Source organism: Methylomonas sp. BG-2 (genome assembly GCF_057766305.1).
On the sequence record NZ_JBYMAP010000042.1, the window covers coordinates 1 to 24,181 of the forward strand.

A 24,181-nucleotide genomic window follows, 5' to 3' on the forward strand; every position below is an offset into this window, starting at 1 on the left:
AAATAAATCGACAAGCTAGACCAGGAGAAACTAGAGCAGCTGTGATAGCAAGACTCACAGGGACTTCGTTATCCGGTATGGCAAAACCAGGCGAGTCTTTTGATCAAGCTCTGGAACGTAAACGGAAGTTAGCAGAGGTAAAAAAGAATTTAAGTTAGCAGGAAGGATTTTTATTGAGTTCTTTGCTTCATATCCCTTTTAATTCTAAGAATCGTGCCAGAATGCCTCTATTTGCAGGGGAGACAGCGGTACTTTCATGACCATTAAGTGAGAGTTTCTAGGATTCGTTTTTTGCAAACCATTGTCCTTCAGAATCTCCGATCAAATATAAGCGCTTAGCAATAAGTAGGCGGGTTTTCGATCCTTCCCAAGCCGCATTTTCACTGGACTTGGCAACACGGAATGCATCCAATTTTTTTGCTAGGCGCTTATGCTGTCGTTAGTTTTTTGACGATGACTTATGTAGTGTCACTGCGGTGCCAGTAGCAACGATCATGTTAAGACAGCCTTTTCCCATCGCTAAAAATTCGTGGTTCACGGAAACGCGAACAATTGCACTGGATCTGCAGGCCTGAGCACGCTTGACCAAGCGGTCGAGCGCATCTTGGCGGGTTTTGCTCAATTCTTTTTCGTACCCTTAGGTATGGACCGCCGAAAAAGCTACAGCCAGCTTGCAAAAAGGGAGACAAACACGTTGGCGCCTAGTATGGCTTCGCTACTGACAATCCCTAAGTAGTCGACGATAAATAGTCTTCTAGTTCTGGTGTAGTGCTTACCAGCATGGTCGCTCTCTCGAACAAAACGGCCCATTTATCATATTCCTGAGAAAAACCCGCTGGGAAGATGCGTTTTAAAAGCATCTAGCCAGCGGGTTTTATTTTTTGTTTTGTGCACAATAGTCACCTACCTTGGAGGCTAGCATGGAACCGACGAAAATCCCGCGCTTTATCGACGAACCACCGATCCTGTTGATTTGGACCGCTCACGATTTGGTGATTGTGGTGGCGATGATGTTGCTCGGCATCTTCATCGACCACTTGTTGTATTGCCTGATTGCATCCTACTTCGTGATCAAGTTCATCCGCCGCTTCACCGACAACCGGCCGAATGGTTTTCTGGTACATGCGTTTTATTGGATCGGCTTGCTGCCGACCGGCGCCATCTCGATTCCCAATCCCTACATCCGGCGGTTTTACCAATGAAGCTGAACGTGTTCTTAGAGTCCTGGGGTTTTGTGCAGGCCGAAAACCGGTTGCACCGGTACCTGCTGATCGGGTTACTGGTCACCAATGTGGTCACGGCGTTTGCCGCGCTCCGAACCGAACGGACGGTCATCATGATTCCGCCCAATCTGACCGAGAAAGTGGAAATTTCCCGGCAGGATGCCTCCGCCAAGACCTATCAAGCTTGGGGGTTGTTCCTGGCGCAATTGCTCGGCAACGTCACGCCGAACACCCTGGATTTCGTGGCCGATTCGGTCTCGCCGCTGTTGTCGTCACAGATTCATCGAGAAACCGTGAACGCGATGCACGACCAAATCAATGCGTTGAAGATCGACAAAATCTCGACCACGTTCACGCCGAATCAAGTCTATTACGAACAGGACACCCACAAGGTGTTCGTGACCGGTCAATTGACGACCAAAGGCCCTAACGACAAACCGGAAGCCGCCTACCGCACCTACGAATTTCAGATCGCCATCGTCAATTACAACCCGGTGGTCACCGACCTGAATGTGTATCAGGGGGAGCCTAAGACAAAAGAGTATTTAGAAATGCAAAGACAAATGGAGGCCTCGACGCATGCCAATCCGTAACTTCGTACTGATGATGGGCCTGATGGGCCTGATGGGACTGAGCTGCGGTGCCGCGGTTGCGGAGGACTCAGCGGTGGCGTTGCCCCCCGTGCCGGCCAGCGTCTTAAAGACCGGTTCGGCCCCGGAGCCTACGACCGGCGGCGGCATCACCCCGCAAACCATCAAGGTCTCGCCGGGCATCAATGAAATTGTGACGGTGGCGCAAAACCATCTGAACCGAATCGTGACCCCGTTTCCCAGTCCGCGGGTCAGAACGGTCAGCCGGGCCGAAACCCAAGTGGAAGGCAATGTGGTGTACGTCGCCAGCAATAGCGAGGATCCGGTGACCTTGTATATTACGCCCGGCGAAAACGAAGCGCTCGCCATTTCCCTGACTTTGGCGCCGAAACTGATCCCGCCCCGAGAGATACGCCTGGAATTGGCGGGCGTCGAGTATTCGCGTCTGGCGCAGTCGCAACCGGCGTCTAAAAAAGCCGGCGACAGCGACGATACCGTGCAGCAAGAACATATCGCCCAGCTCAAAACCACGCTGCGCGAGCTGGCGTTGATGCAAAGTCCCAGCGGGTTCAGCGGCCGACCGGTGACGGCCAACGAAACCGTTTATTGCGACCAGGCCGGGATCCAAACCACGGTGGGCCAAGCCTTTGACGGACGCCATACCACGATCCTGATCGCCAAAACTGTCAATACCACGCCGCAGCGGGTCGAGCTCGATGAGCGCGCGTGCGTCGGCCAAGGGGCCGGGGTCAGCGACGTGGTGGCGGTAGCCGCCTGGCCGGAGGTGTGGTTGGAGCCCGGACAATCGACCGAGTTGTTTGTGGTGATGAAGCAGCGCGGCATCACCGACGAGCAAATTAGACCGTCGCTACTGCATTAAGGGCTCGCTATGAAACACGCGATACTCGAAAAATGGGACGCTCTGAATCCGGCTCATCAACGGATGATCGTCGTCACGGGGATTCTGGTGACGCTGATGGTGGTGATCAGTGGGCTATTAGGGGATGCGCCGCCGCCCACATCCGGCAGCGCCAAGAAGGACATCGCCCGGCATATCTTCACGGATTCGGACCCCCGGTCCTTGGGTATCGACGGCTTGGGGGCGCAGATTCGGCAATTGCAATCCGAACAACATACGCTACGCGGCTTGTTGGAGAGTATGGCTAACCAAAATCTGCAGTATCAAGCCTCCGATCAGCAACGGATCAAACAGTTGGCCGACCAAACCGGTCAAACCGCGCAAACCCAGATCGAAGCCTTGAAGGCCGAAGTCGAGCGTTTGAAAACCGAAGGCCAAGCCGAACTGTCAAGCTCGCAAGCGGTGTTGCCGCCCGAATCGCCGACAAAACCGCATCCGGTCAAAGAGCGGGTCAACCCGGCCGACGCCTTGTTCAATCCGCGGGTTTATCAGGATCCGACGGCGATGCCCGCCGATCCGGTCCCCGCCAATCCGGTCAAGGATGCCGATCGCAATGCCTTGCAAATCCGGGTGATTAAGCAAACCCCCGCTACCGACGCTGAGGCCAAGAAAAAAACCGAGGTCGCCGACACCAAAAAAGCCGAACAAGAGAGTGTGCTGATACCGGCGGGCAGTATTTTATCCGGCAATCTGCTCAACGGAATGGATGCGCCGACCGGCAACGGCGCTCAGAAGAACCCCTTTCCGGTCTTGGTTCGGCTGAAAACCGACGCCATTTTGCCGAACCGCTATACCGCCGATGTCAAGGAATGCTTCGTGGTGTCCTCCGGTTACGGTGATCTCAGTTCCGAACGGGCCTATATCCGCGCCGAGTCCATTTCGTGCGTCCGCCAAGACGGCGGCGTCATCGAAGTCCCGCTGGATGCGTACGCGGTCGGCGAAGACGGCAAGGTCGGCATACGCGGCCGCTTCGTCAGCAAACAGGGCGCTTTGCTGCGCAATGCGTTGCTGGCAGGCTTTCTGCGCGGTTTTTCCGACATGTTCGGCCGCACCCAAACGCAGGTATTGGCCCTGGCGGGGCCGGCCGGGGTGGCGACTACCCCTTTCCAACGCTCCTTCAGCCAGGATTCGATGGAGGGAGGGGCTCTACGCGGGACGGGTTACGCGATGGAGCGTTTGGCCAATTATTACATCGATTATGCCGAGAACCTGTTCCCGGTGATCGAAATCGACAACACCCGCAAAATCAATCTGGTGGTGCAACGCGGTACCAAACTGCGATTGCTCGAAAAAGGTTAGTCATACAGGTATCTATCAATGGAGCGTCCATGAAACTTCTACCGGCCATTTTATTGTTGGCGTCCAGCGTGAGCTATGCGGATCCCGCCACCCAAAACCCGCCCGCCCGGTCGACGACGACCGAAGCGGCGTTATTTGCCAAAGGCGCGATTACCGCGATGAAGGCCTTACCGATTGATGCCTTCAATATGGTGGAAGCGAACGGCGAAACCTATTTCATCTCCCGCAACGGTCGTTTCGCCTTCAAAGGGCAGTTGATGGACACCTGGTCAAGGACGCCGATTACCAAAATCGAGCAAGTCGACGCGGTGATGAACCGGATTCCCCTGGCGGAGATGAAGCTCAATATCGACGAGCTGGGACCGGTGGTGGTCGGCCACGGTAAAACCCCGGTGGTGGTGTTCGTCGACCCGCAGTGCCCGTATTGCAAAAAGCTGCAACAGCAGCTGCCGGCGCTGGCCGATCGGTATACCTTCAAGATCGTTCCGATCGCGGTATTGGGACCTGAGTCGAGCATCCTGGTCAACAAAATCGGCTGCATGCTGCAAACCCAGGACAAGGATAAGGCGAAAGACGCATTGCTGAATCAGGCCTACAACGGCTTGCCGGAGCAACTCCCCGGTTCTTGCAATAAGGAACCGATGCAAAAAACGCTGATCACCTCGGCGCTGTTGGGGCTGAGCGCGGTGCCGTTTGTGATCGCTCAGGACGGCCGTACGCATAAAGGCGTCCCCGACGATTTAGCCGCCTGGCTCGGAAATGCCCAGACCGTTGCAACCGCAAAACCCTAAGGGGGAGAGACATGTTTAGACCGATGCTATGGCTATCGACGTTGTCGCTGATGAGCGGCTGCACGCTGATTCCCGATTCCTACGGTTGTAAAGGGATGCCGGACGATCCGATTTGTATGTCGACCGAATTGGCGTATCAAGCCACGGACAACCTGCCGCCGCCCAGTGACGCCGCGGCCGGCAACGGTGCGACTCGGCCGGTACCGCCGACACTGACCGGGGCCGGACCCGAGCGACCGCCGGTACCGCATATCGAAGACCCGACGCCGATCCGCACGCCGTCGGAAGTGATGCGAATTTGGGTGGCGCCCTGGGAGGACAAAGACGGCGATTTGAACGTCTCGGGTTACGTGTTTACCGAGATAGAGCCCAGGCGTTGGATGATCGGCAAGAAATCCGTCACCCAAAATCCACCATTGCGGGCGCTGCAAGTGGAACAACGCGATCCGCCAAAAAAGGACAAACTCGATCTTGAGGGCTTGGCGGAGGGTAAACGAATGCCGGGCGGTGCTGGCAAGATGCCGGAGGGTTTTGAAGCACTGTTGAAAGCCAGATCGCCGTTTTAGTCAACGAATTGACCACCTTTAACCGGTGAGTAGGGCGTTAGATCGCCGAACCGGGCGTAGCCGCGCCCGAGATCAGGGTTTAACGCCCATTGACTCACTGTGTTTAAAGGTATCACTATGAAAATGTTGCAAAAAAAATCCACGATCCAGTTGTTGATTGCCTTCGCGGCTGTCGCCGGCATGTTTCTGTTCTCCACCGAATCGTTCGCCGGTACCGGCAGTACCGAGTTCAACGCCGTGTACACCTTGTTGACCAACTGGATGCAAGGATCGTTGGGCAAACTGATCGCATCGGCGTTCATCATCGTCGGTCTGATTGCCGGGGTCTTACGTAACTCCCTGATGGGCTTTGCGGTCGGCGTGGCGGCGGGTCTGGGTCTGTTTACCGCGCCTGGCATTATCAACGCGATCGTCACGGCCACGTTGTAATCCTATCGATTGTGCAATCGATAAACCGTGACCGAAGTTTGAATCCGCAAGCTGTTGCGTGATGTTCGACACACGATCGGTCACGAGGTTCGGCGGGCAACCGCCATCTAACTTTCGGGATGGCGAATGAAAGCGGATCCTCGGCGAAATAACAATGGCAGGGAAAAGGTGGCGGTGTTTGATTGCGATGGGACGACGCTAACGCCGTGCCACGCGGCGAAAGCCAGAAAGCTGGTCAAAAACCGACGCGCGCGGGTACGAACGAAGCAACCTTTTTCCATACAGTTAAATCACACACCCAACGGCCATACCAATGCCTAAGCTCAACTATCACAGAATCGACCAGCTTTTTTCCATCCTGGCGTTTGACCCGGACACGCAGCTGTTTTTGGGGGAAGACCGGAGTCTTAGCTTCGGGTTTCTGTGCGAGCCCTTGTTCGGTAACGATCCCTCGATTGCCGATCGCATCAATGTCTTGCTGAACCAGGAATGGCCGATCGATTCCTTGCTCCAAATCAGCTTGTGGGCGTCGCCGGATATCGACACTATTCTGGCGGCCCTGAAAACGCGGCGATTGGAGCAACAAAACCCGCTGTATCAAGCTCTGGTTTCATCCAATGTGGACTATTTGCGCGGGGCGACGCAACATGCGATCGACGCCGCCTTGGCGACGCGGGTCCGGCGGTTTCATGTTCTGGTCACGGCCAAACTCCCGCTGGCCGGCGCCAAACCCAATGTCAAAGAGATGAAGCAAGCGACGGAGTTGCGTCTGGCCTCGTCTCAAGCCCTGGCCACCATCGGATTGAGACCGAAGACGCTGACGGCCGACGTGTATGTGCGACTCCTCAATACCTTATTAAATTGGCAGCCAGAAGCCAGTTGGCACGATCTGGTGGTTCCCGAATGCGATCCGCGCAAGTTGATCCGCGAACAGTTATTCGACTTCGATAACGAACTGGCGGTCGACGTGACCGGCGTGACGCTGGGCAACAAACGGGTGAAAACCCTGTCGGTCAAACGCTTTCCGGATCAAATCTATTTCGGTTCGGCGCTCAGTTATTTAGGGGATCTGTTGAGCGGCGCGCGCGGGATTCGGGACAACGTGTTGCTGACGGTGACCTTGCATTACCCGGATTCGGAAGCGACGCGGATGAAGTTGGAAACCAAACGTCAATTCACCGCCAATCAGGCGGTCGGTCCGCTGTTGACCCTTGTCCCGCAACTAGCGGTGCGAAAGCACCATTTCGATTTGCTGTTCGAGGCGCTGAACGATGGCGATCGTCCCATCCGCGCTTACTTCGGCATGGTGCTGTTTTGCGACCCGCAGGAAGAATCCCAAGCGGTGGCCAACGCGCGTACCTACTACCGGGAGTTGGGCTTCCAACTGCTCGAAGACCGCTATTTTTGTTTGCCCTACTTTTTGAACTGTCTGCCGCTGGGTGCCGAATTGCGCCAGGTGCAAGTCAGTAACCGCTATATCACGCTGGCGACCCGGCACGCGATTCCGCTATTGCCCTTGTTCGCCGACTGGGCCGGTACCGGTTCGCCGGTGCTGAATTTTGTATCGCGGGGCGGCCAGCTGGTCAATGTCTCGCTGTTCGATTCCGGCTCGAATTTCAATTGCTGCATCGCCGCCCAATCGGGCTCCGGCAAATCGTTCTTAACCAACGAACTAATCGTCAATTACCTGACCGAAGGGGCGCAGATCTGGGTGATCGACGTCGGCCGCTCGTACCAGAATCTGGCCGATACCTTGGGTGGCGAATTCATGGAGTTTACCGCCGACAAGCAGATTTGCCTCAACCCTTTCGAACTGGTGCAAAGTTGGGAAGACGAGGCCGACGTGGTGGCCGGTTTGGTCACCGCGATGGCGGCGCCGACCGAAAAGCTTAGCGACTTTCAGACCGCCGGCTTAAAGCGGGTCCTGAAAGGTCTTTGGGACGAAAAGGCGCAAACGATGACGGTCGATGACATCGCCCAGCGCTTGCGCGCGGAAGCCGATCAGCGGCTCATGGATGTCGGCGAACAGCTGTTCCCCTTTACCTTGGCCGGCGAATACGGCCGGTTTTTCAACGGCCGCAACAATGTGCGGTTCGAAAACAGTTTTACCGTGTTGGAACTGGAGGAGTTAAAGGGCCGTAAACACTTGCAACAAGTCGTGTTGCTGCAATTGATCTACCAAATCCAGCAGGAAATGTATCTGGGCGAGCGCGACCGGCGCAAGATCGTGATTATCGACGAGTCCTGGGATTTGCTGAGCATGGGCGATGCCGCCACCTTCATCGAACACGGCTATCGGCGGTTTCGCAAATACGGCGGCGCCGCGGTCACCATCACCCAATCGGTCAACGACTTGTACCGCTCGCCGACCGGGAGGGCCATCGTCGAGAACTCGGCGAATATGTACTTATTGGGCCAAAAACCCGAAGCGCTCGAAGCCATCCGAGCGGAGAACCGCCTACCGATATCCGACGGGGCCTTTCAATTGCTCAAATCGGTTCACACCGTTCCCGGCGTGTACTCGGAAATTTTCTTCATCACCGAGTACGGGCAAGGCATTGCCCGGCTGGTGGTCGACCCCTACAAGCGCTTGCTGTATTCGACCAAAGCCGAGCATGTCAATGCGATTAAAAACCTCAAGCGGCAGGGGCTCACGACCGATGCCGCCATCCGACAGCTATTACAACCACCGGAGATCCGCCATGTCGCTTAAAATCCTACTAGCCGTGGCGTTGGCCGCCATCGCCCTCAGCGTGTCGTCCAGCTATTGGCTGGTGCGGCATTCGTTATCGGCCGAACTGGACAAACTGAATCTGTTGACGCCGGTGTTCGTCATCGATCGGACCGGCTGGATGCGCGGTTTACCGAAAGACGCCAGCCAGGGGGCCATCGAGCAAGCGATGCAAGCCTGGCAAGCGAAAGTGGCCAAACTGGCGGCCTCCGGTTTCGTGGTGGTCGATGGCAATTTAGTGGTCGGGGCGCCGGAGGACGTGTATGTTAACGACTAGACCCCTGGACCAAAAAGCCTTTTGGCTGAAACGCGCGCTCCCCGCGCTCCTGGCGATTCTGATCGGAGGGGCTTATCTGGAAGATCGGTTCCGGGTGGGGATCGACGATCAAAAGGATCAGTGTTTGCCCGGCAATCACCGTTGGTTTCTGATCGACACCTACGACAAAGCCATCGAGCGGGACCATTTGGTGGCGTTCGTCGCCGACCAACGGATGGCGATGGCGCCGTGGTTTTTGTTTACCCACGTCGTCATCAAGATCGCGACGGGCGTACCGGGTGATACGGTACGGGTAGGGGTAAAGGACACGCGGGTCAACGATACCGTGGTCTCGGAAGGCTTGGCCTTGTCGGCCAAACTCGGCAAGTCCGCATCCGTCTTTATTCGCACTGAGTTCGTTGCGGACGGAGAGTTGTGGGTTACGGGCACCACGCCTAACAGCTTCGATTCCCGCTATTGGGGACTGGTGCATCCGGATCAACTGATCGGGAAGGTCTATGCGTTGCCGTTTTAAGCGTATTGCCTTGGGTGTCGCGCTGATCGGAGCCGTCTCGCACGTGACTCGTGCGGATACCGATGGCTTAGACCGGTCGCGGGCGATACTGCAACAGGTGCCGCACACCGCCCGTCCGGCCTGGTTGGACGGCAACCCGCACGCGGCCCATGCCCAAGCGCAAGCCCTGGCGACCTTGCGGGCAGCCCCGTCGCCGCAACCCTTCGCCCAACCGATCCGGGATCCGCGTCGGCATTATGTGTTGTACGCGTCGACCTCGTTGGGGCGGGACGGACTGTTACGTCTGTTTGAAGCCGCCGCCGGCCGAGACGATGTGTTAGTGGTGTTCAGAGGCATTCGCGAGGGGCAACATGTGCAAGATTTCATCCGCGAGATTCATGGGCTAGCGCAAACCCTGGACGCGCAAAAGATCCCGCTTATCGAACTGGATCCGACCCGGTTTCAACACGCACGCATTCAGCTGGTCCCGAGTTTGACCGTGGAAGCCGGCGATCGGGTGTTGGCCAAGGTCGCAGGGGTCAGCGATATCGCCTGGTTCGAGACGCAGTTAAAAAACCGGCCGGCGCCGGATGATCGTGTCTTGGATCTGGGTGTACACGGCGATACCCACGCGATTGCCGAGCCGGATTTGATCGAGGTGATGAAACAGCGGATGGTCGGCATCGATTGGGCGGCCAAAAAGCGCGCTGCCCAAGCCCATTTTTGGCAAAAGGCCCCGCTGTTAGCCTTGGGGGCGGCTGCCCAAGACCGCGAGCGTTTGATTGATATCACCGTGACCGCCCCGAGAGACGTCACCGCACCCAACGGCCAGCTCATCGTTCGGCAAGGGCAGCGCGTCAACCCGCTGAGTCAACTGCCGTTTACCCAGCGTCTGGTGGTGTTCGATGCCACGCAACCCGCCCAAGTCGCGGCAGCCGAGCGGGAAGGGCAGGCTGTGGCCGGCCGGCCGGTGACGTACCTGATTACCGGAATGGACCGGGACCAAGGCTGGCAGGCTTTTAACGCGCTGGAGGAACGCTTGGGCAAGCCGGTGTACTTGCTGACTGCCGAAGTGCGGCAGCGTTTTAATCTGGAAGCGGTGCCCAGTGTGGTCGAGCAAGACGGCCATCGGATCAAGGTCAGAGAAATTGCGGTGGCTCGTCATGAGTAAAGTACGCGTCGCGCTTTTGACGTTGTGGTTATGCGCTGGCTTGTGTTCGAGCCAAACGCACGCGGCGGACGCCTTGTGTCCGGACGCCGAACTGTGGTCCGGTAAATTGATTACCGATATCTGTTGGGGCTGCCTGTTCCCGATCCGTCTAGCCGGCGGGGTGTTGGATTTTCGCTCGCCCCAATCCAAAGAGAGCATGGGCGACGACCTGATTCCCACGGCGGCGACCAGCAAGGTGTTTTGTGTCTGCGACGATAAGGATCTGATACCCAAAGTGGGCATGACGATGGGCTATTGGGGGCCGGCCCGCGTGGTGGAGTTGGTCCCGAATCCTTGGTGCGCTCCCACTTTGGGCGGCACCAAGATCAACAGCTCGACCGTACGCTTGTGGGGCGGCTCGTCGCCGGTTAACTATGACACCGACGAAACCGTCTTCGTCAATTACCACTACTACGCCTTCCCAATATACGTCATGCTCGATCTATTCTGGGAAGACCGCTGTTTCGCCGACGGTTACAAGGACTTCGACTTGATGTACATCTCGGAACTGGATCCGACCTGGAATAACGATGAGCTGGCGTTCTTCACCAATCCGGAAGTCGTGCTGTTTGCCAACCCGGTCGCACTGGCGGCGTGTGCGGCCGATGCGATCTCGGCGTCCGCGGGGAAGCCGATCGATGAGATGTTTTGGTGCGCGGGTGCCTGGGGTGGGATTTATCCCTTATCCGGGCATACCCATCCCGGCGAGGGCATTGCCCCGCGTCAGACCAGCTTATTGTTGACGCGGGCTACGGCGGCTTTGCATCGGCGCGGCCTGGCGCACAAAACCGTCGGCGACGCGCAGGTGTGCGGCGGCACGATTTCGCCGTTCATTCCCAAATCGCAATATGCGACCACGATGTTCTATCCGGTTGCGGATACCGATGCCAAACATGCCATCGGCGAAAGCGATTTGCTTTGGGGAGCGGGGCATTCCTACCCCGGCGCCGGCGAAAACCACGTCTATATCTTGTGGCGGTTCACCGACTGCTGTATCGGGTTTTAACATGGCGATCGAATTTACCCAACGCACCTCCACCCGCGCGATCTGCCGTGGCTTGATCGCGTTGCTGATCTGGGTACCGACCCATGCCGTGGTGGCCGACACGATGACCGAGTCGGCCAAACTGGGCCAGAAAGCCGGCAAGGATGCCGTTAGCGGCTTTGTGATGCCGACGCTGAGCGCGGATCAAAAAACCCTGACCTTGTTTCCCCATTCCGGCAAGGACCTTTCGGTACCGATCAGCGATTTGTTTCCGGATTCGCAATCCGGCAATGCCACCACCTTTACCCAGCTGTACGGCGATAACACCGCCACGCTCAAAGCCGGCAACGCGATGCAAACGACGATGGAAAGTCAGGTCAGTCAGACCGGCGAAGCGTATCGGACCTTGATCAAGTCGGCCAATCGCGCGCATCCGGATGTGTACAACGATCCGCTGTGGGGCACCACCGATTATGTGATGCAGCACCAGGACGTGTTCGGCAGGTTTTTTACCGACTGTAAAACCGATGTCAAGGCCACGTTAAACCTCGGTGCCGGTACCGGACCGGATGACCAAATGTGCCGGCGCACCCCGCCGATCAACAGCCGCTGCGTGGCGACGCATGACGTGGTGCTGGAACCGGTCATTCTACCGGCGCAAGGGGAGACCAAGATCGCCTCGTGCGGCGACGGTTGTGTCGATATCTGGGTCGGCAAAGTCGGCAACAATTACTGGTGCTCGGGCGGCTGCGCCAAGAAACAGCAGGCCAGCGAATACATCGTCAAGCACCCCGAAGCCATTACCTCGGCCACGATTACCCGCGCGCTTTGGGACGACTACATGCGCATTTTTATTGACGATCAGCAAGTGTGGCAGGGCAATAATGGTTGGAGCACCGCGTCGGTGTGCGAGATGAACACCAACTGGAGCAAAAGACCGAACTTCGATGTGACCTCGTACTTTACGCAGACCCCAAAAGACGGCGCTTTGAAGTTCAACATCAAGGCCTTGGTGTCGGGTTGCGGCGAGGCTTATGCCAAAATCACGATTCGGTACGATCCGGCCAAGCTCATCATCAAGGACGAGTGGGCGATGAACGATCAAGCCTGTTCGACCCTGCTCAAAGCCGTGGACGACGGGGTGTGTACCAACGTCAAATCCACTTGCGACATCAATGCGGGAACGTTAACCAACGGCAAATACTGCATCAGCATCACGACCTCCGCCGGCCAAATGGCGGTGTGCGAACCGTATTTCAAGGATGCGCCGTTCGCCGGCGTCCCGGAGACTTGTACCCAGGCGACGATGACCGCCAGCTGCAATCCGCACAATTTGCCGTGCTGGACCAATGCGCAGGGCGTCAAGCAATGCGTCAGCGATATCGAAAGCCAAGTCCCTCAAACCTGCGAGGCCCTGGAGGCGAAGGGGTGCGGATTTATCAAATCCGAATGCGTCGACGGCACCATCGGTCGTAGCGGCAAGTGTTGGCTGTCGCAGGACACCTATGATTGCGGTAAGCAATTTGGCGTGATTACGGCGAGCCCGGTGGCCAAGCCTGATTGTGGCGAGACGGTGCGTTGCATGGGCGAGGAATGTGTCGACATCACCCGCACCGAGAGCCAGGATTTTGCCAACGCGGTCGCGGCGCTGAACTCGGCGCAACAAGCGGCGATGGACAAAAAATGCGTCGACGAGAAAGACGTCACCACCTGCACGGTGTTCGAAGGCACGGGCGGTTCCTGCAAAATCGTCAATCTGACCAGTACGATCGACTGCTGCACTTCGCCCAGCTCGATCGGCATCGGCGAGTACATCAGCTTGCTGTACAAGGTCAGCAAGACCCACAACGTGATCATGCGGTTGGATAAAGACAATCTCATCCGCGGCGCCTGGCAGACCCTGTCGGATCCTTACATCGACGGGGTGTATACCCCGGCCAAAACCGCCTGGGACAACGTGCTGGCCGAACTCGATTCGGTGGTCGATAACATCGGTTCCGAATGCACGGCCAGCTTCACCAAAACGGCGTACTTGGACGTCATCAGTTCCTTGCGCAATACCGCCATGGAAAAAATGGTGTCCTGGACGGCCGACGTGTTCGGGCCGGAAGCGGCCAATGCCTTGTTCAGTGCCTCCACCAGACAGGGAACTACCGAAGCCGTCAATAGCTCCGGCGAATTGAACGCGGCCGGCGGCGAATTGCAATTGGGCGGCGGCGCGGCCTACATCGGCACCCTACTCAATGTCATCATGATTGCCTACGCGATCTATCAGATCATGAACATGATCGTGCAGATGATCTATAAGTGCGAACAATCCGAATACGATCTGATGGCCAAGAACTCGGTGAAAGCCTGTAGTTACATCGGGCAATACTGCGGTTCGAAAATCCTCGGGCTATGCGTTCAGCAAAACTACGCCTATTGCTGCTTCAACTCGCCGCTGGCCCGCATCCTCCAGGAACAGATTCGCCCGCAATTGGGGATGAGTTTTGGCAATCCCAAGACGCCGCAGTGCGAAGGCATTCCGATCGGCAAACTGCAACAGGTTAACTGGAGCCAGGTTAACTTGAACGAATGGATCCATATCCTGACCAGTACCGGCCGATTGCCGTCGACCCAGACGCCGGACAAATTGACGTTAGACGTGCTGACCGGTACCGGTTCGGATTTGAACTACAACGGCGACCGGACTAACAGCCGGGACCGCAACGTGCTGCGGCTCAAAGATATCGATATGAACCAGACCCGCAAAGACGCCGAACAACAAGGCTGGTCGATCGGACCGGTCCCCACTTCACCCAACCCTTAAGGAAAAGAGCCATGCCCCGACGTTGCCAGTACCCGTTAGCGATCGCCATCGCCTTCGCCCTCAACGCTTGCGCCCCGGTCGCCCGCCCGCTCAACGTGCCGGCCGCGCAACAAAGAGTATTGCCGGCCGATGAAGCCCACCAAATCTCGTTTTTGCTACGGGACCTACTTGGCAGCCGAAGTAAACGTCAAGATTTACAGGATTTGATGTACCAGGAAGTCAATGCCAAACGGATCAAGGCAAAAAATGCCGGTGTGGCCGCAAAGCCGGCCGGTTCGAGCGATACGATCCGTAATCTGGCCGAGGATGCCAGCTTTGTCGGGGCGGTGGCGACTGGAGCGCCGCTCGCCCCGGCTGGGATGGACGTGGCGACCGGCATCGGGATGGCCGGATTGGCGCTGAGTTTTTTAACGCCGTCCGAGAAGCCGGCCGATCTTTATCAGGTGTACGGTCGGCTGTACATGGATCAAAGCTATGCCAATGCGCTGAGTATTCCGGTGACGGCCCGGCTGGATATGCTGCGCCGCTTCGAATCCGCTGTCCAGCAAGCCGGCTTGTCCGCGACTTGCGTGGATCACTGCGGCGACGACCAAAGCGCCCGCTGGCGGGTGTATAGCCTGGCCGGCGGCGGCGAACCCTTGTGGGCGATCTTGCGGCTGGCCGATACCGAGCCGGCGCCGCGCGATCCGGTGCGGGATGCGCTCTTAGGGTATCCGGCCATTTTGCAGAGTGCCACCGATAAAGACGATAACCAGGGCACCGCCCATAGCCTGGTGATCCGCCGGGCGCCGCCGGTGCCGGCCACTTTCGATCCTACCCGGCAATTTCAGGATGCCGAACACACTGCCTGGGACAACCCCAAGGCTCGCCAAGTGCTGCGGCACATGACGGCCGACGGCCATTGGCTGTTCGCCTGGAATCTCACGGACGGGCAACACTTGGCAGCCTGGAAAGGGCGCTTATTTGCGATCTCCCAGCCCAGTTATTGGGTGGATATTCGTAATGCCATCGACTATGAAATTTTGGAGTAAAGACCATGAGCGAACACAATACGACCGTCAACGATACGACCATCAACGGGTTGCTGGACATCATTAAAGACAACACGGCCGTCATGCGCAAGACCCAACGGGTCAATACCGCGTTTAAAACGCTCTCGCTGTTGACGGTCTTGGGGTTTTTGGGCTTGTCGATCTATTCGAACTGGCAGACGTTGGTTAGCCGAAACGATCCGCATGTCGCGATGGTACGGATCAGCGGCGAAATCGCCCCGGATAGCCCCACCAATGCCGATAGCGTGATCGACAGTTTGCGCACGGCGTTTGCGCAGGGGCAATCCAAGGCGGTGATGCTGGAAATCAATAGTCCCGGCGGCACCCCGGTGTAGGCCGGCCAGATTTTCGATGAAGTGTTACGGCTCAAAACCAAGTATCCGGACAAAAAGGTGGTGTCCGTCATCAGCGATTTAGGCGCCTCCGGCGGCTATTACGTGGCGGTGGCCGGTGACGAAATTTATGCCAACCGGGCCAGTATGGTGGGATCGATCGGGGTACGGATGGACTCGTTCGGTTTTACCGGCATCATGCAAAAACTCGGCGTGGAGCGGCGTTTGTACACCGCCGGCAAATTTAAAGGCTTCGCCGACATGTTCTCCGAGCCGGAGCCCGAAGCGGTCGATCAGATCAAGACCTTGTTGTCGCACGTACACGACCAATTCATCGCCGTGGTGAAGACCCATCGCGGCCAACGCCTGAAAGACGATCCGAATTTGTTTTCCGGAATGGTCTGGAGCGGCGAGGATGCGCTCGCGCTTGGTTTGATCGACGGCATGGGCGATCGGCGCAGCGTGGCCGAGCAAACCCTGAAACTCGAAAAAATCGTCGATTACACCCAGCAAGAAGACCTTCTGACCCGGTGGGGACGAGCGCGGGCGTCGCTCAGTGCGCTGGTTTCCGCCCTGACCGGGTTGGTTGCCTTGCTGGGTTCGGCGACGCTGAATTAGTCGGCGGCGGTTTGCCTAAATGTTACGCAGCGGGCTAACTGTTTGAATTGGTAGATCGATTGGGGGCTTTTCGCCCATTTGTCACAAACTTGTCCACAGATTTTGTGGATAAGTCGGTGGCCTGGGCGATCAGTTGATGTGGGCTTTGGTTTTCTCCGTCATCACGTCGAACGCATCCGGGGCGCGCAACGTCAGGCGGCTAACGCCGTTTCGAAGCAGTTCGTCTCGCCATTCGAGGAGCTTCTCGGCTTGCTTGAACAGGCGGCGCTCTTCGAAGGCTTCTTTCTCGGCAGCGGTCATGTCGTGAGGGGGCGGGCCCGGTTCGGCGTCGACATCTCTAACGGCTAAAGCGTGGGCTAGCTGCAACCAGAATTGGTCTTCGCCGAGCGATTCGCGGAAGGTTTGGTAAATGGGTTTGGACTCGAAGGTGTCGGCGATCAGGCGCTGCGGGAATCCTGGCAGATCGACGACTGAATGCCCGCAGTCCAGGAGGTCGGCGTAGCTCAACAGCTTCTCGATCAGCGCGCGATAAGGGGCGGTGTGTTTGACCTGTTTGTGTTCGGCGCTACGGACGGATTTATCGGCCAGGTAGAGAAATTCCAGGAGCAGTAAATATTCGTCTTGCGACAAGCGGATGTCGGCGTATTCAGTCATGAATGATACTCGCGAAAGGCGTTAAAAACGGGGGTCGGGACTCGTGCCGGGGGCTTTGAAGAGCGCCTGGCCGGCGGGTTTAACCAAAAAATCGGGACATTGGAATCATGTTTAAACGTTTACTCACAGTGTGTTGCCTATTGCTGCTGCCTTGCCCGGTCTGGTCCGATCAGGGGGAACCGTCTTTTTTTCTGGATAAACAACGCGGGTGGTTCTGGCGGGAGCTATCCCCGGAACCCAGTATAGAACAAACGCCCAGTCCGTCCGAGACAGAGGAAAAAATTTCATCGCATCCTCAGAAACAGGAGATTCCACCCCCCGAGCCTGCGCAGCCGCCGGCGTATCTCTCGGCCGAATGGTTTCGGAAAAACCTCGAACACTACAAAGATGCCGCCATCGACAGCCCGACCGAGCAGAACGTCGCGGCGTACTACTACCTGCAACGGGTGATGATGGATAAGGCCCAGCGCTTTGCCAACGTGGCGCAACGGGTGGTGATGGCCGATCCGCGATTGGACGAGAACAACCGCCGGCCGCTGGCCACCTTCGCCTCGAATGCCGCCAATCAACGGGCCACCCAGGCCAACGAGCAGGCCATGTCCACCATCGCCAAACAAGCCGGTTTGTTGTTTTTCTTTCGTTCGGATTGCCACTTTTGCGAGGCGCAAGCGCCGTTGTTAAGCGTATTGGAGCAACGCTTCGGTTTCAAAGTGTACCCGGTGTCCTTGGACGGCAAGCCGATGCCGTCCGGATTCTATAAACAATTTCGGACCGATACCGGCCAAGCCCAGGCCCTGGGGGTGATCTCCACGCCGGCGCTGTTCTTGATGAAACCGCCCAACGAGATCTTGCCCGTCGCACAAGGGGTGGTCTCGCTGGACGACTTGACCTCGCGGGTGTTGCTATCGGCCAAACACGCCGGCTGGATTTCCGAACCACTGTTCAACACGGCGCGCGGGGTGACCGATTCCTCGTTTCTGCTGCCGGAGGCCGGGGTTTTGACAGAACCCGTCATGAATGACGCCGGCCGCTTGGTGGAGGCGTTGCGCCGGGAACCCTTACGGCCTTAATCCCTTTTTTATATGCCTTCTCGGAGCTGATATGAAGCACTCGAACACGACGCGGATTCTTCTTCTAGCCTTGATGCTGGTGCTCCCGGCCAGTGTCTTCGCCGATTTGCAACAGGAAATGGACGCGATGTTTGGGACGATGACCAACGTCACCACGCCAACCGCACACCTCGGGCAGCGACGCGGCGTCATTACCGGCGGCTCGGTCGTCTCGCGCAACAAGATCGTGGAAACCAATCTGGTGTCCTTCATGCCGCCATCGTTTAGCGCCGGTTGCGGTGGGATCGATTTATTCGGTGGCAGCTTTTCGTTTATCAACAAGGATCAATTCATCACGTTGATGCGGTCGGTGGCGGCCAATGCCACCGGCTACGCCTTCCAGCTGGCCATCGATTCGATGTGTAACCAGTGCGGGGTGCTGATGTCCGGCTTGCAAAAGCGGATTCAAGATCTTAATCAGATGTTCTCCAATTCCTGCCAATTGGCGCAAGGGATCGTCAACGATGCCACCAGCTTGTTGCCGGCGTCGGCGACCGAGAAAATGCAAAAGTCGGAAATCTCGTTTTCAAAAGGGATTACCGACGTGTTCGGCGCGCTGACCAATACCAGTACCCAGGGCGATCCAACGCAGCAAGTGAAAAACAACGCCGCGACCGAAATGAAGACCATCATTCAGGGTAATTTGGTCTGGCGAGCGCTCAACGAAAAAGGCGCCAAAAACTGGTTTCAGTTCGGCGGCGTCGACTTGCTGCAAGCCATGATGAGCATCAGCGGTACTGTCATCGTCAACGAACCGACCTCAGCCCCGGATGGCCACGGCGAGACCAACCCGGTCGAAACGCTGAATGGCATTATCGGCATTAAAGAACTACTCAACGGCTCGGGCAGCGGCAGTTACAACCAAGTCAAAATGTACGAGTGCGACACCACCGACGTCGACGGTTGCCTAAATCCCACCATCAAGGATACGACTCTGGTGGGTCTACGCAAACGTGTGACCGACTTATTGATCGGCAATAGCGTCAAACCGGGCCTGGTCTACAAATTCGGCACCAATACCGGCGATCTGAGCGCGGATGAGAAGGCGTTTATGGAGCTGGTACCGGGCGCCGTGGCCGCGATGATCCGCAACATGGCTCGCCAGGATTACGGCATGGCCCGGCTATTCGCCGAAGACGCGGCGCCGGCGATCGCGCTGGAGCTGGCGCAAGCGATGATTCAAAACTTATACGACGCCGCCCGCTATGCCGCCTCCTTGCAAGACAGCGCCTACGCCGCCAAATTAGCCGACACCCTCAGCGTGTCCCGGCAACAAATCGAGGCCGATTCCACCGAGCTAGCGATGCGCCACGGCAATATCAAGGCGGTGCTCGAGTTCTACGCGAGCATCATGAAAGCCACCCAAACCCGCAATTACGCGGAATTCGAACAAACCGGCGCATCCGCCGCCCAGTATCCCACCCACGAGGAGACCAAATGAGCTATGAAATCTTTTCCATCGGGGATTCCCAGTTTCTGGCCGCGATCCTCAATGCGATCGCGATGATTGCCCAAACCGACCATTACAAGGCGGCGGCGTCGGTCGGCGCCTCGCTGGGGGTGATGCTGGTGATGTTGCGGGGTCTGACCCAATTCAATGCCAGTGGCATTCGCTATCAGGACGTGTTCGCGTCGATGTTGATTTATACCGCCTTGTTTGCGCCGGGGGTGCAGGTCAAAGTGGAAGACGCCTATTCCGGCAATGTGGTGGTGGTCAACCACGTGCCGTTCGGGCCGGCGGTCGCCGGTTCGATCATGTCCAATATGGGTTACCGGCTGACGCGCTTGTTCGAGCAGGCTTTCGCGGTCCCCAGTATGACCGAGCACGGCTTTGCCGATCCCTTAAACACCCTGATCGCGGTCCGAAAAAATCTGTTGTCGCGGATTACCTTGGGCAAAGCCAATTCGCCAACGGCCCAAGTCGATCTGGAAGCCTCGTTCGTTAATTACATCAAGGAATGCACGATAACCGGCGTGGATCTGAACTTGAACACGATGGATGCGATCATGCGCACCTCGAATGTGATGACGGCGATCCGCTTTAACTCCAAAATCTACACCACCGAGGTCTATCTGGGGTCGGGTCCGCAGATTTTGACCTGTACCGATGCCTACGTGGCCTTGGACGATTACGTGACCCAGTATGCGATTACCGGTCTGGAGGATTTGCTGCAACACAACTTAAACCTCACCCGGCCGGAGGATGTCAGCACCCGGATTAGCGATGCCTTATCGGCCTTATCCAATAGCACCATCAGCGCTAACGATTATATGTTGTCCAGCTTGGTCGTGCCGATGTTCGAAAAAGGCATCGTCGGCCGCTATGAAGATGGCCTGAAGTGGAACAAGGCGGCAATGGTCCATCAATCGATTCAGCAGCGAAATATGCAGTGGGCGGCGGAACAAACGCTGTTTACCCGAATCGTCCGGCCGATGATGACCTGGATCGAGGGTTTGAGCTACGCCATTACCCCGTTGATGGTGTTCGCGGTGATGTTGGGGTCGACCGGTATTTCGATGGTCGGCCAGTATTTTAAAATGCTGCTATGGATCCAGCTGTGGATGCCGATCATGGCGGTCATCAATTTATACATCAACATGTCAGCGCTGGGTAAACTGGATGCGCTGGACGCGCAAGGCTTCAACATTCCCTCGATCGAAGGGATCTACCAGATGGACATGGTGCTGCAGGATTGGGTGGCGATCGGCGGCATGCTGGCGTCGTCGACGCCGGCGATCGCCTTGATGCTGGTCTATGGCGGGTCGGTGACCGCCACCCATTTCATGGGCCGCATGCAGAGCGGCGATTATATTGACGAGCGTGCGGGCTCGCCGGCGGTGTTGGCCACGGCCCCGGTGTTTGCCAATCAGTCGGCCTATACCCATGCGCCCTTGAGAGGGGCTCATCAAGCCGGCGCCGAGAAGGTCTTGCCCACGTTTAATGTTGGAAGCGACGTGTCCGAAGCGGTCTCGTCCTCGTCAAACTGGATGCGCCAGGCCGGCACACAATTCATGAGCTCGCTGGCGAATTCGGCGGGCAATAGTGTTGCCTCGAATCGCGACGCCTCGACCGGCTCCAGTTACTCACAGCGGCTCAATAGCAGCTCGTCCGAAACCGACAAATTGATGCGCAGTCAAGGGGAGGGATACGCGCAACGGTACAGCGATACCAATATGACCTCGGATCAATTTGCGTCGGTGCTGTCTGGCGGGCTGGCCGCGAGCGAAAGTGGGTTTCCTCGAAAAGACGGGGAGAGCGGCGGACGTAGGAATGACAAACAAACCCAAAAAGACAGAATAAGAGGCGACATCAGCGACCGGTTGCAAAGTCAGTTCGGACTCAATAGCTCGCGTTCCAACGAAATCGCCAACGATATGGCCACGCGCTTGACCGACGATGCCGGGTTTCAAACCGACTTGGCCCGCAGCGTGGCATCCGATGCGCAGTCCGGGACCCGCGAAGTCGTGTCCCTGGGTTTGAACAACCAAACCCTGCAAAGTTTGCAATCATCAGCGAACGACGTGCTGTCCGCGTCGGAAGCCTATAGCGCTACCTCGTCGATGCAAAGCCGCCTCGGTACGAACGCCCAATTCGGCGCGCTGGAATCCGGACACGCGATCAGTAGAAACCCCGGTTTAATGAGCCGACTGAATAACGAGTTGTTGCGCTTCGGTTTAAGTGGGGATGCGCAAAGCCTGGCCGGCGAATGGCGCCAGTCGGGCTTGATCGCCGATAAGGATCAAGCCTACGCGGCGGCCGGCCTGTCATTGCTGACCGGACATTCGCCGGCGAGATTCCGGAACATGAATCGAGCCGAAGCGGGACAAGCCAAAGCGTCCGGATTTGAATTGCTGGGCGATGCGTTCGCGGCGAAAACCGGTCAAATGGCGGATCCGCACAAGAATGCCGGACTTCAAGCCGATGCGCCTGCTTACGGCGACGCGCGGGGGCAATTTGATCGCGCCGGCGTGGTCGACCCGCGGGGAGCGGCCGGCAATTTGCCAGGACACGTCAATGCTCGGATGGGCGAAATTGGCCGTGAGGTGAACGCTGGCGATGCGAAAGTCGGCGATTTTCATAATAAAGAAACCAGTGAGCTCAAGGTAGGCACCCAATCTGAATTTTCAGAAATGGCGGGGGCTAAGGCTGACTATTTTGCCCAAGAGATAGCGCATCTAGCGAGGGGAGAACAATCGGTGGGTGAAATGAATTACGACTTTGCGGCAGGGGCGCTTTATAGTTCGAGACTTCAAATCGAAGCACTGGGAAGTGAGGCCTATGGTACTGCTGGCTCATTTTTCGATTCGATGTCCAATCATCTTGCGGAGGGCGATGGTTATGCGACTGCGGCCCAAAAAGCTTTTAATGAGGCGGGCGAGGGAGGCGAACAAGCTGTTAAAGCCTGGCGAGACCTCAAGGGAAATGAGGTCGCTCACCACCTGACGCCTAGCCAACTGGAGTATTACACAGCGGCGCTCACGGAAACCGGAATGGGATTAAGACCCGCTGATTTCGGTATTGGTGATGGCGCAGGAACTGCGGCAGCACGTGAAAAATTGGTTGCCGAGCATGGCCCGGAGTTAGGTGGTGATATCGCCGAATTGCTCAATCGTGCTGCGACGCAAAACAGACCGGATTTGGCTCGTTCGATCGGCAACTACAACGACGCGGTAAAAAAAAACAGTAGTGCCGGCTCATTAGTGGCGCCGAAGACGTTACAGCCGCTATTCGAGCAAGTGGAAAGCCGATACGGGTTGCCTGACGGGATTTTAAGCCGTATGGCGTCCGCTGAATCAGCGTTCAATAGTCATGCGCTTTCGCCGAAGGGCGCACAAGGTATGATGCAGCTGATGCCGGACACGGCGGCGCGGTTCGGTGTGACAGATCGGGAGGATCCAGAACAAGCGATTGATGGGGCGGGGCAATATATGCGCTTTTTGCTTGACCGTTATAACGGCAATTTAGAATTTGCGGTGGCGGCGTATAACGCCGGCGAGGGTAGTGTTGATAAACACAATGGCGTGCCGCCGTTCAAAGAAACGCAAGAGTATGTCAAAAAGGTACTGAGGCCATCCTAATGGAATAGTCGTGACATGCCTGAACAAGAAATACAAAAATAAATAGAAAAATCAGACAACTGGCGAATAACTCAAACCAGGTCAACTTTTTTCTTTCTTCTCGAAAAACCTGAACTGTCCCTCCGCACAACTTACAAACGGAATGCATGGCCACGCCGTATGAAAAATACACATACGGGACAATTCGGCGTTGGCAATGCGGACAAGCGATGCGCCCGTCATCAATTTGTGACGGGCGTTTTGGTCGATATGTATTCTGATTGTTGAGTCTAATCATGGTCAGGCAAATAGAGTTTCGTGATGCTACGGAACAATAGGCTTAACAGCTGAATTCATGTGAGACATTATTTTACTCGCCTAGTATCTATTCTCAATTTCTTTTGACAGAAATGCGCTGCCTGACAGGCTTAGAAGTTTTTCTACTAAGCCGCCTGCGCGGCGGCCAACTTGAGTGACCATTGCTACCCACGATGAAATCCATGCGGCTGAGAACGGACTGTACCCATTTTATCCCTGGCTTTCGCCCAGCAGCATGTCTTCGAGTATATCGAAGTGTATTACAATCGCAAACGGCTTCATTCCAAATTGGGCTATTTATCCCCTGAAGCCTTTGAAACTAAACAGGTCTCTTAGCTATCTGTCTGTGAAACGCGGACAAGATCAACCCCTTAACGATAAAAAAATTCGCTCGCGAATTTAGCGGCGACGCCTATTACCAACAAACCATAACAGGCCGCCACCCATCAGCCAGGCAGCGCTCGGTACCGGCACGGCGGAAACTTGGCCGGGACTGACAGCCCATGCATAGTTCTGATTGAGCTTATCGTAGTGGTTCGGGAAGCCACGCTGAGTAACGAAGACCCAAACTTCAGTGAAGTTTTGCGCGTATTCCGTATCCGAAAAGTATGCATAGGCTTGCTCGTTGGTGAAATGGGTCGTGTTGGGTATGCCGCCGCCTACAGTGCCGTTCAGTTCGGTGTAGAACAATCGACCAAGCTCGTTGATGGTCGGT

General features: G+C 56.7%; 23 protein-coding genes and 1 pseudogene. 21 read left to right on the forward strand and 3 right to left on the reverse strand.

From position 1 onward, the window contains the following. Nucleotides 1-439: 439 nt before the first annotated feature. Nucleotides 440-622, reverse strand: coding sequence for a heavy metal-binding domain-containing protein (locus tag AC3B8H_RS05995; RefSeq protein ID WP_427501816.1), 183 nt, complete (start codon nt 620-622; stop codon nt 440-442). A 298-nt stretch (nt 623-920) separates the two neighbouring features. Between AC3B8H_RS05995 and traL the strand changes: the two genes are divergently transcribed. The 17 genes from traL to AC3B8H_RS06080 all read left to right on the forward strand — a co-directional run bounded on the left by traL (nt 921) and on the right by AC3B8H_RS06080 (nt 16,327). After that, the gene (traL, locus tag AC3B8H_RS06000) at nt 921-1,202 is read left to right on the forward strand and encodes a type IV conjugative transfer system protein TraL (RefSeq protein WP_427501818.1); all 282 of its coding nucleotides are present in this window, start codon (nt 921-923) and stop codon (nt 1,200-1,202) included. Then, nucleotides 1,199-1,816, forward strand: a complete 618-nt coding sequence (locus AC3B8H_RS06005) for a TraE/TraK family type IV conjugative transfer system protein (RefSeq protein ID WP_488440706.1) — start codon at nt 1,199-1,201, stop codon at nt 1,814-1,816. The genes traL and AC3B8H_RS06005 overlap by 4 nt, the downstream gene beginning before the upstream one ends. Beyond that, a complete protein-coding gene (locus AC3B8H_RS06010; protein ID WP_488440707.1) occupies nt 1,803-2,693 on the forward strand; it encodes a TraK protein in 891 nt (296 codons plus the stop codon). Before AC3B8H_RS06005 ends, AC3B8H_RS06010 begins: the two co-directional genes overlap by 14 nt. A gap of 9 nt (nt 2,694-2,702) precedes the next feature. After that, entirely contained in the window at nt 2,703-4,031 is a 1,329-nt protein-coding gene (locus AC3B8H_RS06015) for a TraB/VirB10 family protein (protein WP_488440708.1), read from the forward strand. A gap of 29 nt (nt 4,032-4,060) precedes the next feature. Continuing rightward, entirely contained in the window at nt 4,061-4,822 is a 762-nt protein-coding gene (locus AC3B8H_RS06020) for a DsbC family protein (protein ID WP_488440709.1), read from the forward strand. Nucleotides 4,823-4,833: 11 nt separating this feature from the next. Next, entirely contained in the window at nt 4,834-5,388 is a 555-nt protein-coding gene (locus tag AC3B8H_RS06025) for a TraV family lipoprotein (protein WP_488440710.1), read from the forward strand. Nucleotides 5,389-5,505: 117 nt separating this feature from the next. Next, entirely contained in the window at nt 5,506-5,817 is a 312-nt protein-coding gene (traA, locus tag AC3B8H_RS06030) for a TraA family conjugative transfer protein (protein WP_488440711.1), read from the forward strand. 126 nt (nt 5,818-5,943) lie between these two features. Further along, nucleotides 5,944-6,138 carry an RRXRR domain-containing protein gene (locus AC3B8H_RS06035; RefSeq protein ID WP_488440712.1) on the forward strand — a complete coding sequence of 65 codons (195 nt, stop codon included), beginning with the start codon at nt 5,944-5,946 and terminating at the stop codon, nt 6,136-6,138. After that, nucleotides 6,131-8,530, forward strand: coding sequence for a type IV secretion system protein TraC (gene traC / locus AC3B8H_RS06040; protein ID WP_488440713.1), 2,400 nt, complete (start codon nt 6,131-6,133; stop codon nt 8,528-8,530). The genes AC3B8H_RS06035 and traC overlap by 8 nt, the downstream gene beginning before the upstream one ends. Further along, complete coding sequence (locus AC3B8H_RS06045) at nt 8,520-8,825, forward strand: hypothetical protein (RefSeq protein WP_488440714.1); 306 nt, start codon at nt 8,520-8,522, stop codon at nt 8,823-8,825. The genes traC and AC3B8H_RS06045 overlap by 11 nt, the downstream gene beginning before the upstream one ends. Then, entirely contained in the window at nt 8,812-9,339 is a 528-nt protein-coding gene (locus AC3B8H_RS06050) for a S26 family signal peptidase (RefSeq protein ID WP_488440715.1), read from the forward strand. The genes AC3B8H_RS06045 and AC3B8H_RS06050 overlap by 14 nt, the downstream gene beginning before the upstream one ends. Then, nucleotides 9,323-10,489 (forward strand): TrbC family F-type conjugative pilus assembly protein, encoded by a 1,167-nt coding sequence (locus AC3B8H_RS06055; RefSeq protein WP_488440716.1) that lies wholly within the window; start codon nt 9,323-9,325, stop codon nt 10,487-10,489. Before AC3B8H_RS06050 ends, AC3B8H_RS06055 begins: the two co-directional genes overlap by 17 nt. Continuing rightward, a complete protein-coding gene (locus AC3B8H_RS06060) occupies nt 10,482-11,534 on the forward strand; it encodes a TraU family protein (protein WP_488440717.1) in 1,053 nt (350 codons plus the stop codon). The genes AC3B8H_RS06055 and AC3B8H_RS06060 overlap by 8 nt, the downstream gene beginning before the upstream one ends. A gap of 1 nt (nt 11,535) precedes the next feature. Next, a complete protein-coding gene (gene traN, locus AC3B8H_RS06065; RefSeq protein WP_488440718.1) occupies nt 11,536-14,325 on the forward strand; it encodes a conjugal transfer mating pair stabilization protein TraN in 2,790 nt (929 codons plus the stop codon). 11 nt (nt 14,326-14,336) lie between these two features. Further along, nucleotides 14,337-15,356, forward strand: a complete 1,020-nt coding sequence (locus AC3B8H_RS06070; RefSeq protein WP_488440719.1) for a hypothetical protein — start codon at nt 14,337-14,339, stop codon at nt 15,354-15,356. Nucleotides 15,357-15,361: 5 nt separating this feature from the next. Next, the gene (locus tag AC3B8H_RS06075; RefSeq protein ID WP_488440720.1) at nt 15,362-15,712 is read left to right on the forward strand and encodes a hypothetical protein; all 351 of its coding nucleotides are present in this window, start codon (nt 15,362-15,364) and stop codon (nt 15,710-15,712) included. 60 nt (nt 15,713-15,772) lie between these two features. After that, on the forward strand, nt 15,773-16,327 hold the full coding sequence (locus tag AC3B8H_RS06080; protein ID WP_488440721.1) for a S49 family peptidase: 555 nt from the start codon (nt 15,773-15,775) through the stop codon (nt 16,325-16,327). 129 nt (nt 16,328-16,456) lie between these two features. On the opposite strand, the gene AC3B8H_RS06085 is transcribed toward AC3B8H_RS06080, so the two are convergent. After that, the gene (locus AC3B8H_RS06085; protein WP_488440722.1) at nt 16,457-16,981 is read right to left on the reverse strand and encodes a hypothetical protein; all 525 of its coding nucleotides are present in this window, start codon (nt 16,979-16,981) and stop codon (nt 16,457-16,459) included. Between the two features lie 107 nt (nt 16,982-17,088). Here AC3B8H_RS06085 and traF point away from each other — a divergent pair, with 107 nt between their 5' ends. From traF to AC3B8H_RS06105, 4 genes and pseudogenes are all read left to right on the forward strand, one after another. Then, nucleotides 17,089-18,051 (forward strand): conjugal transfer protein TraF, encoded by a 963-nt coding sequence (gene traF, locus AC3B8H_RS06090; RefSeq protein WP_488440723.1) that lies wholly within the window; start codon nt 17,089-17,091, stop codon nt 18,049-18,051. 31 nt (nt 18,052-18,082) lie between these two features. After that, nucleotides 18,083-19,531 (forward strand): conjugal transfer protein TraH, encoded by a 1,449-nt coding sequence (locus tag AC3B8H_RS06095; protein WP_488440724.1) that lies wholly within the window; start codon nt 18,083-18,085, stop codon nt 19,529-19,531. Next, nucleotides 19,528-23,169: a conjugal transfer protein TraG N-terminal domain-containing protein gene (locus tag AC3B8H_RS06100; protein WP_488440725.1), complete on the forward strand. Its 3,642-nt coding sequence runs from the start codon at nt 19,528-19,530 to the stop codon at nt 23,167-23,169. Before AC3B8H_RS06095 ends, AC3B8H_RS06100 begins: the two co-directional genes overlap by 4 nt. Before the next feature lie 522 nt (nt 23,170-23,691). Then, nucleotides 23,692-23,802 (forward strand): annotated as a pseudogene (locus AC3B8H_RS06105) (IS3 family transposase); the annotation flags it as partial. 63 nt (nt 23,803-23,865) lie between these two features. On the opposite strand, the gene AC3B8H_RS06110 reads toward AC3B8H_RS06105, so the two are convergent. Continuing rightward, the coding region (locus AC3B8H_RS06110; RefSeq protein WP_488440726.1) for a PEP-CTERM sorting domain-containing protein at nt 23,866-24,181 on the reverse strand (316 nt) is incomplete at its 5' end.

Coding starts and splice junctions, on each gene's coding strand:
- AC3B8H_RS06010 (WP_488440707.1), top strand. CDS start 1,803: ATGCCAATCCGTAACTTCGTACTGATGATGGGCCTGATGGGCCTGATG.
- traL (WP_427501818.1), top strand. CDS start 921: ATGGAACCGACGAAAATCCCGCGCTTTATCGACGAACCACCGATCCTG.
- AC3B8H_RS06050 (WP_488440715.1), top strand. CDS start 8,812: ATGTTAACGACTAGACCCCTGGACCAAAAAGCCTTTTGGCTGAAACGC.
- AC3B8H_RS06020 (WP_488440709.1), top strand. CDS start 4,061: ATGAAACTTCTACCGGCCATTTTATTGTTGGCGTCCAGCGTGAGCTAT.
- AC3B8H_RS06060 (WP_488440717.1), top strand. CDS start 10,482: ATGAGTAAAGTACGCGTCGCGCTTTTGACGTTGTGGTTATGCGCTGGC.
- AC3B8H_RS06035 (WP_488440712.1), top strand. CDS start 5,944: ATGAAAGCGGATCCTCGGCGAAATAACAATGGCAGGGAAAAGGTGGCG.
- traA (WP_488440711.1), top strand. CDS start 5,506: ATGAAAATGTTGCAAAAAAAATCCACGATCCAGTTGTTGATTGCCTTC.
- AC3B8H_RS06100 (WP_488440725.1), top strand. CDS start 19,528: ATGAGCTATGAAATCTTTTCCATCGGGGATTCCCAGTTTCTGGCCGCG.
- AC3B8H_RS06045 (WP_488440714.1), top strand. CDS start 8,520: ATGTCGCTTAAAATCCTACTAGCCGTGGCGTTGGCCGCCATCGCCCTC.
- AC3B8H_RS06055 (WP_488440716.1), top strand. CDS start 9,323: ATGCGTTGCCGTTTTAAGCGTATTGCCTTGGGTGTCGCGCTGATCGGA.
- AC3B8H_RS06075 (WP_488440720.1), top strand. CDS start 15,362: ATGAGCGAACACAATACGACCGTCAACGATACGACCATCAACGGGTTG.
- traF (WP_488440723.1), top strand. CDS start 17,089: ATGTTTAAACGTTTACTCACAGTGTGTTGCCTATTGCTGCTGCCTTGC.
- traN (WP_488440718.1), top strand. CDS start 11,536: ATGGCGATCGAATTTACCCAACGCACCTCCACCCGCGCGATCTGCCGT.
- AC3B8H_RS06070 (WP_488440719.1), top strand. CDS start 14,337: ATGCCCCGACGTTGCCAGTACCCGTTAGCGATCGCCATCGCCTTCGCC.
- AC3B8H_RS06005 (WP_488440706.1), top strand. CDS start 1,199: ATGAAGCTGAACGTGTTCTTAGAGTCCTGGGGTTTTGTGCAGGCCGAA.
- AC3B8H_RS06085 (WP_488440722.1), bottom strand. CDS start 16,981: ATGACTGAATACGCCGACATCCGCTTGTCGCAAGACGAATATTTACTG.
- AC3B8H_RS06015 (WP_488440708.1), top strand. CDS start 2,703: ATGAAACACGCGATACTCGAAAAATGGGACGCTCTGAATCCGGCTCAT.
- traC (WP_488440713.1), top strand. CDS start 6,131: ATGCCTAAGCTCAACTATCACAGAATCGACCAGCTTTTTTCCATCCTG.
- AC3B8H_RS06025 (WP_488440710.1), top strand. CDS start 4,834: ATGTTTAGACCGATGCTATGGCTATCGACGTTGTCGCTGATGAGCGGC.
- AC3B8H_RS06095 (WP_488440724.1), top strand. CDS start 18,083: ATGAAGCACTCGAACACGACGCGGATTCTTCTTCTAGCCTTGATGCTG.